The 11,963-nt window shown below is 71.0% G+C and carries 10 protein-coding genes; 6 read left to right on the forward strand and 4 right to left on the reverse strand.

Annotated elements, in window-relative coordinates; translation table 11 throughout:
- Positions 1-58 precede the first annotated feature (58 nt).
- The gene (locus tag ABZY12_RS00470; protein ID WP_356885546.1) at positions 59-592 is read right to left on the reverse strand and encodes a DUF4245 domain-containing protein; all 534 of its coding nucleotides are present in this window, start codon (positions 590-592) and stop codon (positions 59-61) included.
- Positions 593-709: 117 nt separating this feature from the next.
- Here ABZY12_RS00470 and glpX point away from each other — a divergent pair, with 117 nt between their 5' ends.
- Positions 710-1,741, forward strand: a complete 1,032-nt coding sequence (glpX, locus tag ABZY12_RS00475; protein ID WP_356885548.1) for a class II fructose-bisphosphatase — start codon at positions 710-712, stop codon at positions 1,739-1,741.
- Between the two features lie 187 nt (positions 1,742-1,928).
- Here the strand turns inward: glpX and ABZY12_RS00480 are convergent, their stop codons facing one another.
- Both ABZY12_RS00480 and ABZY12_RS00485 read right to left on the reverse strand, forming a co-directional pair.
- Positions 1,929-2,297 carry a WhiB family transcriptional regulator gene (locus ABZY12_RS00480; RefSeq protein ID WP_356885550.1) on the reverse strand — a complete coding sequence of 123 codons (369 nt, stop codon included), beginning with the start codon at positions 2,295-2,297 and terminating at the stop codon, positions 1,929-1,931.
- A gap of 181 nt (positions 2,298-2,478) precedes the next feature.
- Positions 2,479-3,177: a DUF1707 domain-containing protein gene (locus ABZY12_RS00485; RefSeq protein ID WP_356885552.1), complete on the reverse strand. Its 699-nt coding sequence runs from the start codon at positions 3,175-3,177 to the stop codon at positions 2,479-2,481.
- A 199-nt stretch (positions 3,178-3,376) separates the two neighbouring features.
- Between ABZY12_RS00485 and ABZY12_RS00490 the strand changes: the two genes are divergently transcribed.
- Both ABZY12_RS00490 and ABZY12_RS00495 read left to right on the forward strand, forming a co-directional pair.
- The gene (locus ABZY12_RS00490) at positions 3,377-5,044 is read left to right on the forward strand and encodes a fumarate hydratase (protein ID WP_356885554.1); all 1,668 of its coding nucleotides are present in this window, start codon (positions 3,377-3,379) and stop codon (positions 5,042-5,044) included.
- An 88-nt stretch (positions 5,045-5,132) separates the two neighbouring features.
- Positions 5,133-5,786 carry a lipoprotein gene (locus tag ABZY12_RS00495; protein WP_356885556.1) on the forward strand — a complete coding sequence of 218 codons (654 nt, stop codon included), beginning with the start codon at positions 5,133-5,135 and terminating at the stop codon, positions 5,784-5,786.
- A gap of 74 nt (positions 5,787-5,860) precedes the next feature.
- On the opposite strand, the gene ABZY12_RS00500 is transcribed toward ABZY12_RS00495, so the two are convergent.
- Positions 5,861-7,393 (reverse strand): ricin-type beta-trefoil lectin domain protein, encoded by a 1,533-nt coding sequence (locus ABZY12_RS00500; protein WP_356885558.1) that lies wholly within the window; start codon positions 7,391-7,393, stop codon positions 5,861-5,863.
- Between the two features lie 107 nt (positions 7,394-7,500).
- Between ABZY12_RS00500 and ABZY12_RS00505 the strand changes: the two genes are divergently transcribed.
- The 3 genes from ABZY12_RS00505 (at position 7,501) to ABZY12_RS00515 (ending at position 11,871) form a co-directional block, all read left to right on the forward strand.
- Positions 7,501-8,913: a class II fumarate hydratase gene (locus tag ABZY12_RS00505; RefSeq protein ID WP_356885560.1), complete on the forward strand. Its 1,413-nt coding sequence runs from the start codon at positions 7,501-7,503 to the stop codon at positions 8,911-8,913.
- Between the two features lie 163 nt (positions 8,914-9,076).
- Complete coding sequence (locus ABZY12_RS00510) at positions 9,077-9,742, forward strand: DUF402 domain-containing protein (protein ID WP_356885562.1); 666 nt, start codon at positions 9,077-9,079, stop codon at positions 9,740-9,742.
- Between the two features lie 290 nt (positions 9,743-10,032).
- Positions 10,033-11,871: a SpoIIE family protein phosphatase gene (locus ABZY12_RS00515; protein ID WP_356885564.1), complete on the forward strand. Its 1,839-nt coding sequence runs from the start codon at positions 10,033-10,035 to the stop codon at positions 11,869-11,871.
- Positions 11,872-11,963: the final 92 nt, after the last annotated feature.

Genomic DNA, 11,963 nt, shown 5'->3' on the forward strand with positions numbered 1-11,963 from the left:
GCCCCCGGCGCTTCCCGCGCCGGGGGCTTTCCCGTTTCTCACGTACGCCGTCCCGCGTCTAGACCTTCTTCGCCCGCAGCGCCCCGGCCATCTCCGCCAGCCGCTCGAACGAGGCCGTGCCGGTCACCACCGTGGTCGCCTTGCCGTCCGTCCGCACGAGGGCGTCGTACTTCGGGCCCTCCCAGCGCTGCCACACCTGGCCGGCCACCGTCTGCGTCTTCCCCGTGTCCGAGGCCTGCTGCGTGACGTCGGGGACGAACTTCTTCGGCTCCGCCGTCGACTGGTGCAGCGAGACGTACTGCGTGTCCGGGTCCAGGAAGCCGAGGTGCCAGGCGTCGCCCTTCTCGCGCTTGTACGAGACGACCGTCGCCTTCCACTGCTCACCGAGGCCCTCGGGGGCCAGCACCGGATACGGCGCCGCCCGCTGGGCCGTCAGGAGCTCGACCCGGTAGTCCTTCGCCTGAACCGGGTTCGCGTCCTCGTCGTGCGGGATGAAGAGATACATCACGCCCGCGGCGACCATGATCACCGCCAGGGACTGGAACATCCCGCGTACCGTCTGCCTGCCTCGCATACCTGCCACGCCCCCCATGGTCGCATCATGGTGCTGTGCTCATACGTGGGCCCCTCTGCTCAATTTGTCGACGTACCGATAGAGTCGCAGCACCCTCTTTATTCCGGCCGTCGCCGTACAGAAAGGTGCGCTCCGATGACCGAGCATCATCTGCCGTCCGAGCTCGAGGTCTCTCCCGAGGCCCCCGACCGCAACCTCGCCCTGGAGCTGGTGCGCGTCACCGAGGCCGCCGCCATGGCCGCCGGCCGCTGGGTCGGTCGCGGCGACAAGATCGGTGCCGACGGCGCGGCGGTCAACGCCATGCGGACCCTCGTCTCCACCGTCTCGATGAACGGCGTCGTCGTCATCGGTGAGGGCGAGAAGGACGAAGCGCCCATGCTCTACAACGGCGAGCGGATCGGCGACGGCACCGGCGCCGAGGTGGACATCGCCGTCGACCCGATCGACGGCACCACCCTCAACGCCAAGGGCATGCCGAACGCGATCGCCGTGCTGGCCGCCGCCGACCGCGGCACCATGTTCGACCCGTCCGCGGTGTTCTACATGGACAAGCTGGTCACCGGCCCCGAGGCCGCCGACTTCGTCGACATCAACGCCCCCGTCTCGGTCAACATCCGCCGGGTCGCCAAGGCCAAGAACATGTCGCCCGAGGACGTCACGGTCGTCATCCTGGACCGCCCCCGCCACGAGGGGATCGTCAAGGAGATCCGCGAGACCGGCGCCCGGATCAAGTTCATCTCGGACGGCGATGTCGCCGGCTCGATCATGGCCGTCCGCGAGGGCACCGGCGTCGACCTGCTGCTCGGCATCGGCGGGACGCCCGAGGGCATCATCTCGGCCTGCGCGATCAAGTGCCTGGGCGGTGTCATCCAGGGCAAGCTGTGGCCGAAGGACGACGCCGAGCGCCAGAAGGCGCTCGACGCGGGTCACGACCTGGACCGGGTGCTGTCCACGAACGACCTGGTCAGCGGCGAGAACGTGTTCTTCGTAGCCACCGGCATCACGGACGGCGAGCTGCTGCGCGGCGTCCGCTACCGCTCGGAGACGGCGACCACGTCGTCGCTGGTGATGCGCTCCAAGTCCGGCACGATCCGGCAGATCGACTCGACCCACCGGCTCGCGAAGCTGCGCGCCTACAGCAAGATCGACTTCGACCGCGCGAAGTAGCGGCGGAGGCAGACGTACGAAGAGGGGCGCCCCCATGTGCGGTGGGGGCGCCCCTTCTCGTACGGCCGACCGTCCCGTTTCCGTACGGCCGACCGCTCGTACGGCCGACCGTCCCGTTTCCGTACGGCCGACCGCTCGTACGGCCGACCGTCCCGTTTCCGTGCGGCCACCGTCGGAGCGCCGGCTGTCAGCCGGCCGCGGCGATGCGGTCCGTCGCCGCCTTTCTGAGCTCCACCTCGCGCCGGCGGCGCCGGGCGAGCACGACGCGGCGCTCGGCCGCGGTCAGCCCGCCCCACACTCCGTACGGCTCGGGCTGGAGCAGCGCGTGCTCCCGGCACTCGACCATCACGGGGCAGCGGGCGCAGACCCGCTTGGCGGCCTCCTCGCGGGAGAGCCGGGCGGCGGTCGGCTCCTTGGAGGGGGCGAAGAACAGCCCGGCCTCGTCCCGGCGGCACACCGCCTCCGTGTGCCAGGGGCCGGCCTCGTCCTCCCGTGCGGGGGCACGCTGGGGAGGGACGGCGGCGACCTGGACGGGCTGATGCGGCAGATGCAGCACGGTCTACTCCTGACGACGGCTTCGCGAGCGAGAGACGATGCAGCAGCCTTACCCGCTGTGCGTGCGCCTATGCACTGGGTGCCGTGGAGTTCCGGACTCCGGAACCTCAGGGGCGGATTCCGGTCACCGCGCCCCCGCCCCGGTCACGGCTCGCGCGTCCGCCGCCCCGCTGTCCGTCCGGTCAGTGGCCGAGGTGCTTGCGCAGCTGGTTCTGGAGGTTCGTGACCCACTTGCCCCGCTTCGGCTTCGCCTCGACGTTGCCGAAGATCGAGTAGCCGTTGATCACCACGACCGGGGCCTGCGGGTCGGCGGCCTCCATGTTCACCACCTCGAAGTTTCCGAAGAACCCGGTGCCGTTCCCGCGCAGGCTGATGTTCTCCGGGACCCGCACCTCGACGTTGCCGAAGATCGAGGTGGCGTTGATCGTGGTGAGCCGCTGCGCGAAGAGCGCCTCGGTCAGGTCGATCTCGATGTTGCCGAAGAGGGAGAAGGCGTTGGTCCTGCGCCCCACGCGCCAGCGGCCCTTGCGGGTGGTGCTGGAGAAGACGGCGACCAGGTTGTCGGCGGGGCCCGAGGTGTCGTCGGGGCCGTACGCGTAGGCCGACTCGGGATCCTGGCGGGGCCGGGCCCCGGCGGGGAGGTCGCGGACGATGGGCTCCAGTTCGCCCACGGTCTTGGCGCGATAGACGGCGTCGATCCGCTCCGAGTGCTCCTCGGCGTCGAGCCGCCCCTCTGCCAGGGCGTCCCGGAGGATGTCCGCGATCCGGTCCCGGTCGGCGTCCGAGGCCCGCAGGGAGTCACCGGCAGCGGCGGGGGCCGGTGCGGCAGGGGCGGGCTCGGCGGGGGCGACCGGCTTCTGGGGCTGCTTTTCGAGGTCCACGACCTCAGACTAGCGAAACGCGATAGATCGCGACCAGGGGCGCGGCGCGGCTTCCGGCCATGGGCCCCGCTGTCGGCCCCCGGACCGGCAAGTGAGCCTTACCTCACAGGATCGGTGTCGGTGGCGCGTCTTACGCTTGAGGGCGCGCTGCCAATGGAGGCGGCGCAGCTGTCTGCCGATGTGAGGAATGGCCGCCGTCATGCCAGAGTTTGCGTACTCCGATCTACTCCCCCTGGGAGAGGACACCACGCCCTACCGCCTGGTGACCTCCGAAGGTGTCTCCACCTTCGAGGCCGACGGCCGTACGTTCCTCAAGGTCGAGCCCGAGGCGCTGCGCCGGCTCGCCGCCGAGGCCATCCACGACATCCAGCACTATCTGCGCCCGGCCCACCTGGCCCAGCTGCGCCGGATCATCGACGACCCGGAGGCGTCGAACAACGACAAGTTCGTCGCGCTCGACCTCCTCAAGAACGCCAACATCGCCGCCGCGGGCGTCCTGCCCATGTGCCAGGACACCGGCACCGCGATCGTGATGGGCAAGCGCGGCCAGAACGTGCTGACCGAGGGCGGCGACGAGGAGGCCCTGAGCCGCGGTGTCTACGACGCGTACACCGAGCTCAACCTGCGGTACTCCCAGATGGCCCCGCTGACCATGTGGGAGGAGAAGAACACCGGCTCGAACCTGCCCGCGCAGATCGAGCTGTACGCGACCGACGGCGGCGCGTACAAGTTCCTCTTCATGGCCAAGGGCGGCGGCAGCGCCAACAAGTCCTTCCTCTACCAGGAGACGAAGGCCGTGCTCAACGAGGCGAGCATGATGAAGTTCCTGGAGGAGAAGATCCGTTCGCTCGGCACGGCCGCCTGCCCGCCGTACCACCTGGCGATCGTCGTCGGCGGCACCTCCGCCGAGTTCGCCCTGAAGACCGCGAAGTACGCCTCCGCGCACTACCTGGACGAGCTGCCCGCCGAGGGTTCGGAGCTCGGCCACGGCTTCCGGGACAAGGAGCTGGAGGAGAAGGTCTTCGAGCTGACCCAGAAGATCGGCATCGGCGCGCAGTTCGGCGGCAAGTACTTCTGCCACGACGTGCGCGTGGTCCGCCTGCCGCGCCACGGTGCCTCGCTGCCGGTCGCGATCGCCGTCTCCTGCTCGGCCGACCGTCAGGCCGTCGCGAAGATCACCGCCGAGGGCGTCTTCCTGGAGCAGCTGGAGACCGACCCGGCGCGCTTCCTGCCGGAGACCACCGACGAGCACCTCGACGAGTCCGGCGACGTCGTGAAGATCGACCTGAACCAGCCGATGGACGAGATCCTCGCCGAGCTGACGAAGTACCCCGTCAAGACCCGGCTTTCGCTGACCGGTCCGCTGGTCGTGGCCCGCGACATCGCGCACGCCAAGATCAAGGAGCGCCTCGACGCCGGCGAGGAGATGCCGCAGTACCTCAAGGACCACCCGGTGTACTACGCCGGTCCGGCCAAGACCCCTGAGGGCTATGCCTCCGGCTCCTTCGGCCCGACGACGGCCGGCCGCATGGACTCGTACGTCGAGCAGTTCCAGGCGGCGGGCGGCTCCAAGGTCATGCTGGCCAAGGGCAACCGCTCGAAGCAGGTCACGGACGCGTGCGGCAGCCACGGCGGCTTCTACCTGGGCTCGATCGGCGGCCCCGCGGCGCGCCTGGCGCAGGACTGCATCAAGAAGGTCGAGGTCGTCGAGTACGAGGAGCTCGGCATGGAGGCCGTCTGGAAGATCGAGGTCGAGGACTTCCCGGCGTTCATCGTCGTCGACGACAAGGGCAACGACTTCTTCCAGAACCCGGCTCCGGAGCCGACCTTCACCCACATCCCGGTGCGCGGCCCCGGCCTGGGCTGACAGCGGTACGTACGTGCTGACGACAGGGCCCTCGGCAACCGCCGGGGGCCCGTCCCCACTCCCGGCCGCCCTCACTAGGCTGACGCGCATGAGACATCACATACGGGTACGGGCCCTGGCGCCCGTCCTCGCCGCGGTCACGGCCGTCGGCGTACTGGCCGGCTGCGGTACGGAGAAGGCGTCGACGCCGGAGGTCAAGGAGGCGCCGGCCGCCGGTGCCACGACGGCCGCCAAGGACAAGACGGCGGCCAAGGCCGCGGCCTCCCTCGGGGAGCCGGGCACCGCGTGCGTCCTTCCCGTCTCCTTCGGCCTCGCCGCGGACTGGAAGCCGAAGGCCGTGAAGGTCGACGAGGGCGACGAGCTCGCCGTCGCGCTCGGCAAGCAGGGCCCCGCGACCATGGTCTGCGAGATCGATGCCAAGCCCGCCGGCAACATCGGCTACCTGCGCGTCTGGACCGCCCCCGGCGGCTCGGCCCGTACGGCGCTCGAAGGGTTCGTGAAGGCCGAGGAGAACACCTCCAAGGTCTCCTACAAGGAGACGAAGGCAGGCGCGCTGCCCGTCGTCGAGGTGACGTACACCGTCTACAACAAGATCATGGAGGAGTCCAAGGAGGAGAGCGCCTTCGCGGTCTCCACCCCGAAGGGCACGGTCATCGTGCACCTCGGCGGGCTCGACTCCGAAGAGCACCGCGAGATGCTCCCGGCGTACGAGCTGGCCCGCTCCAGCGTCAAGGCTCTCTAGGGAGTCTCCCCCTGGACGGCCGCAAGGCCGGGGCCCCCGTCCCGCACCGGACGAGGGCCCCGGGTCCGTCGCGGTTATACGAACCGCTGGTTCGCCGAGCCGTCGCAGCTCTGGAGCCGCAGCGGCTCCTTCGCCGCCGCCTGCGTCAGGCAGAGCCCGGTCGCGGCCGCCGGCCGGATCGTGGCCCCGTCGCGTACGAACGTCTGGTTCGCCGCGCCCGAGCAGTTCCACACGATCATCGCCGCGCCCGTCTGGTACTTCGCGCCCGGGACGTCCAGGCAGCGGTCCTGGGTCAGCTCCGTGTGGACGGTCTTGCGGGCGGAGTCGTACCACCAGCCCTGGTTGCGGCCGCCGTGGCAGTCCCAGCCGAGCACCCCGGTGCCGTTGGCGCTGTTCGAGGCGTTGACGTCCACGCAGTTGCCCGTGGCGCCGTTCTTCAGCGGCTTGTAGACGTCGTCCCAGGCGTACGGGAAGAGGGCCGGCGTTCCGGACGAGTTCACGTCCGCGCAACTCGCCTCGCGCAGGTTGGAGTTGTAGAGCTGCGTGAGGCAGGAGGCGAAGGCGGCGTGGCCGCGGGCGTTGGGGTGGAAGGACTGCCGGACGGAGTTCTCGTCCGGGGTGCCGGGCTTGGAGAGGTCGATGTAGAGGCCCCGGGCCCAGGCGTCGTCCATGCAGACCTCGTGGCCGTGGAAGAGCCGCGAGTTGTCGAGGTAGGTGGCGCCGGTGTTCGCGGCGGCCTTGCGCATGCCGCGTTCGAAGGCGGGGACGGCGGTGTTGCGGCCCCAGACGGTGTCGGAGTCGTAGCCGAGTCCGCCGCAGGCGAGCTTGCCGGGGAAGTTCGGGTTGTCGTGGAAGTCGGGTCCGATGGGGCTCGGGTAGCCCATGACGACGAGCTTGTAGTCGCGGTCGGCGTATCCGGCGTCCCGCATGACGGTCCTCAGGTCGCGTACGGTCTGCTCGACCTTGGGGACGAGCGCGTCGACGCGCGCCTGCCAGCCGGGGGCGTACTTGGGCTCGCACGGGCCCTGCAACGTCAGATACCGCGTGACACAGTCGGTCATCACGGGCCCGAACTGCAGGTCGTCGTTGGCTCCGGCGACGAGAAGCACCATCTTGATCCGGGTGTTGCGGGCCTTGATGGCGAGGTTGTCACTCTGGACGAGTTCGTCGGCGTACTGCTTCGAGCCGCCGATCTTGATGTTGCCGGTGTAGGCGCCGGAGCAGGACACGTTGAACGTGAGGTCCGCGGGGATGGCGGTGCGGTGGACGGCGGCTTCGGGCGAGCGGTGGCACCAGTTGCTGGGGCCGTTGGTCGGCGGCTCGTAGGTGCCGACGCCCTCGCCGGAGATCTCGCTGTCGCCGAGCGAGATCAGACCGCTCTTGCGGTCGGCGAGCGGCCGCTCGGCGGGGTCGCCGTAGATCTTGACGGCCTCGGCGGCGCGGATGGCCTCCAGTTCGGGCGAGAGCGGTACGGATGCGACGCGAGCGGTGCCGTTGGTCGTGTCGGCCGCGCCGGCGGGTGCCGCGGCTGCCATGGTTCCGAAGGCCGTCGCGGCCGCGGCCGCGGCCGCGATCGTCCAGCGGACTCTGTGCCTGGTGCGCCTCATTGCGCCTCCTGGAGGGTGGGGTTACCCACGGTTTCTACTGGCCGGTACGCGCATTGGGAATAGGCAGAACAAGACAACTGCTCAACTTTTACAGGAGGTTGAGGAACATGAGTGACACGAGTGACAACCGGGAAGGCTTCCGGGTCGAGCACGACTCCATGGGCGAGGTGCGGGTCCCCGCACACGCCAAGTGGCGCGCCCAGACCCAGCGGGCGGTGGAGAACTTCCCCGTCTCGGGACAGCGCCTGGAGCGCACCCACATCGAGGCCCTCGCCCGGATCAAGGCCGCCGCTGCCAAGGTCAACGCCGAACTCGGCGTGATCGACAAGGACATCGCCGGAGCCGTCCAGGAGGCCGCGGCGGAGGTCGCCGAGGGCCGCTGGGACGAGCACTTCCCCGTCGACGTCTTCCAGACCGGCTCGGGCACCTCGTCCAACATGAACACCAACGAGGTCCTCGCCACCCTCGCCGGCGAGCGCCTCCCCGACGGCCGGGACGTCCACCCCAACGACCATGTGAACGCGTCCCAGTCGTCCAACGACGTCTTCCCGTCCTCGATCCACATCGCCGCGACCGCCGCCGTCACCCGCGACCTGATCCCGGCCCTCGACCGTCTGGCGGTGTCCCTGGAGCGGAAATCGGCCGAATTCGCGGACGTGGTGAAGTCCGGCCGTACGCACCTCATGGACGCCACCCCGGTGACCCTGGGCCAGGAGTTCGGCGGCTACGCGGCCCAGGTCAGGTACGGGATCGAGCGGCTGGAGTCCTCTCTCCCCCGGCTCGCCGAACTCCCCCTCGGCGGTACGGCGGTGGGTACCGGCATCAACACGCCACCCGGCTTCTCCGCCGCGGTCATCGCCGAGGTCGCCCGCGCCACCGGCCTGCCGCTCACCGAGGCCCGCGACCACTTCGAGGCCCAGGGCGCCCGGGACGGTCTGGTGGAGACGTCCGGCCAGCTCAGGACCATCGCCGTCTCCCTGACGAAGATCTCCAACGATCTGCGCTGGATGGCGTCGGGTCCGCGCACCGGCCTGGCCGAGATCAACCTCCCCGACCTCCAGCCGGGCTCCTCGATCATGCCGGGCAAGGTGAATCCGGTCATTCCCGAGGCGGTCCTGATGGTCGCCGCGCAGGTGACCGGAAACGACACCACGGTGGCGGTGGCGGGCGCGGCCGGGAACTTCGAGCTCAACGTGATGCTGCCGGTGATCGCCAAGAACCTCCTGGAGTCGGTCCGGCTCCTCGCCAACGCCGCCCGGCTGCTCGCGGACCGTACGGTCGACGGCATCACCGCCAACGTCGAGCGGGCCAGGGAGTACGCCGAGTCCTCGCCGTCCGTCGTCACCCCGCTGAACAAGTACATCGGCTACGAGGAGGCGGCCAAGGTGGCCAAGAAGTCCCTGGCCGAGCGGAAGACGATCCGCGAGGTGGTGCTCGAATCCGGGTACGTCGAGCGCGGCGCCCTGACCGTCGAGCAGCTCGACGAGGCCCTCGACGTGCTGCGCATGACCCGTCCGTAGACGGGCGGGCGAAATCGGCGGACGGACCGGTGGGTGATACAGGCGGACGAAACCGACAGGCGGATCCGGCGCGTGAAACCGGCGCGTCCGTATCTGACTCATCTCCGACCCCTCCGTGACCTGTGCCGCAGCGGTGGCGGGGGCACGCCCCTAAGATCTGCGCATGACAGGATCGGGCGGCCCCCAGCACTGGGCGCCTGGGGAGCACATCCTCTGGCGCTACCGCGGCAACGGCTCCGGCGCTGTGCACATCTGCCGGCCGGTGACCGTCGTCCAGGACACCGCCGAGCTGCTCGCCGTCTGGATGGCGCCGGGCACCGAGTGCGTCAAACCGGTGCTCACCGACGGCACTCCCGTCCACGAGGAGCCGCTCGCCACGCGCTACACCGCGCCGCGCACCACCGTGCGCTCGCGCTGGTTCGGCACGGGCGTGCTGAAGCTGGCCAGGCCCGGGGACCCCTGGTCGGTCTGGCTGTTCTGGGAGCGCGGCTGGCGCTTCCGCAGCTGGTACGTGAACCTGGAGGAGCCCCGGACCCGTTGGGCCGGCGGCATCGACTCCGAGGACCATTTCCTCGACATCTCCGTCTACCCGGACCACAGCTGGCTGTGGCGGGACGAGGACGAGTTCGCGCAGGCCCAGCGGGCCGGGCTGATGGATGCGGCGCAGGCCGCGCGGGTACGGGCCGCGGGCCGGGCCGCCGTCGAGGTGATCCGGGCGTGGGGGGCGCCGTTCTCGGACGGCTGGGAGGACTGGCGGCCGGATCCGCGCTGGAGCGTTCCCGAGCTTCCGTCGGACTGGGATCGCACTCCGGCGCACACGGCACCGTGAGACCCTTGATGCGCCCCCGGGGTGCAAACGTAGGATCGTCCTCCGCAAGACCGTGATCAACCGAGCGTCGCGTCAACCACTGAGCACAGCGCAGGACCTGACCGTAAGTCATCCAAGAGGGGGAGAGCCGTGCCGGACGTGTGCCCGGGTGTTCCCACCCCTGCCGTAGCCGCTGCTCGCGGGGTATTCACATCCGCCGCCCGCCAGGGGTTTATCGCCGGTGAAGGCGCGGCATCGGCGAGAAGAGCGAGTGCATCGCCCCACCGGCCCGGACGGACGGAATCCCACGCGTGACGGAGCATCCCACCTCCCACGAAGGCCGCCAGCCGCTGGCTGCCCGGTCGCAGGAACGCACCCGCCCTCGCCAGGAGGCGGCGGCCGCGGCCGTCGCGGTGCCCGCGCCCACCGGCGCCGGGGTGGCGCAGGACGTCGCCGCCATGCGGCGGGAGGGCGACCGGCTGCGGTTCGTGGGCGCGGCGACCCGGCGGATCGCGCGCGGGATAGACCTGGACGAGATCGTGCTCGGCCTGTGCCGGGCGACCGTACCGACGTTCTCCGACGCGATCCTGGTCTATCTGCGCGACCCGCTCCCGGTGGGTGACGAACGGCCGGTCGCGCCGTTCGTGCTGCGGCTGCGCCGCACCGACCGGCTGCGCTTAACGGACCTGGAGGGCGAGGAGCTCGTCCTCGTACCCGACCCCGACCCCACCCCCGCGGCGGAGCTGTGCGAGGTCCGCTCCGGCGGCGCGCTCGCCGAAGTGCTGCGCGGGGTGCGGCCGGTCTTCGGCGACTCCGCGGCCGCCCGGGCCGCGCTGCCCGAGCTGCTCGGCGCCGAGCACGCGCTGCCCGGCGGACACCGGGCGATCCTCGCCCCGCTGCGCGGCCGGCGGCGGGTCATCGGCGCCGCCGTCTTCCTGCGCCGACCCGAGCGGCCGGGCTTCGAGCCGAACGACCTGCTGGTCGCCGCGCAGCTGGCGACGCACACGGCGCTCGGCATCGACAAGGCCGTGCTCTACGGCCGGGAGGCGTACATCGCCGACGAGCTGCAGCGCACCATGCTGCCGGACTCGCTGCCGCAGCCGACCGGGGTGAGGCTCGCCTCCCGCTATCTTCCGGCCGCCGAGACGGCCCGGGTGGGCGGCGACTGGTACGACGCGATCCCGCTGCCCGGCAGCCGGGTGGCGCTGGTCGTCGGTGACGTCATGGGCCACTCCATGACGTCCGCCGCGATCATGGGCCAGCTGCGGACCACGGCGCAGACCCTGGCCGGGCTCGACCTGCCGCCGCAGGAGGTGCTGCACCACCTGGACGAGCAGGCGCAGCGGCTCGGGCAGGACCGGATGGCGACGTGTATGTACGCGGTGTACGACCCGGTCTCGCACCGGATCACGATCGCCAACGCCGGTCATCCGCCGCCGATACTGCTCCACCTCGGCGGCCGGGCGGAGGTGCTCCGGGTCCCGCCGGGCGCTCCGATCGGCGTGGGCGGGGTGGACTTCGAGGCCGTGGAGCTGGACGCGCCGGCCGGCGCGACGCTGCTCCTCTACACGGACGGTCTGGTCGAGTCCCGGCTGCGGGACGTGTGGACCGGGATAGAGCAGCTGCGGGAGCGCCTCGCGGCGACGGCCCAGCTGACCGGCCCCGACCACTCGCCCCCGCTGGAGGCGTTGTGCGACGACGTCCTCGACATGCTCGGGCCGGGCGACCGGGACGACGACATCGCGCTGCTCGCGGCCCGTTTCGACGGAATCGCGCCCAGTGACGTGGCGTACTGGTTCCTGGAGCCGGAGGACGCGGCCCCGGGCCGGGCCCGGCGGCTCGCGCGGCGGGCGCTCGCCCGCTGGGACCTGGAGGAGCTGTCGGACTCGGTGGAGCTGCTGATCAGCGAGGTCGTGACGAACGCCGTGCGGTACGCGGAGCGGCCGGTGACGCTGCGGCTGCTGCGGACAGACGTCCTGCGCTGCGAGGTCGGCGACGACTCTCCGCAGCTGCCCCGGCAGCGGCGGGCGCGCGACACCGACGAGGGCGGCCGCGGCCTCTTCCTGGTGAACCGGCTGGCCCGCCGGTGGGGAGCGACCCGGCTCTCGGGCGGCAAGGTGGTCTGGTTCGAGCTGGCCACCCGTACGTAAGCGCGCGGAGTACGCACACGGCGACGGCCGGGCCCTTGGCGGGGCCCGGCCGTCGCCGTGTCAGTGCGGAGGTCGTGTCGGCGCGGGAGCCC

The organism is Streptomyces sp. NPDC006551 (genome assembly GCF_040611675.1).
Classification (GTDB): domain Bacteria; phylum Actinomycetota; class Actinomycetes; order Streptomycetales; family Streptomycetaceae; genus Streptomyces.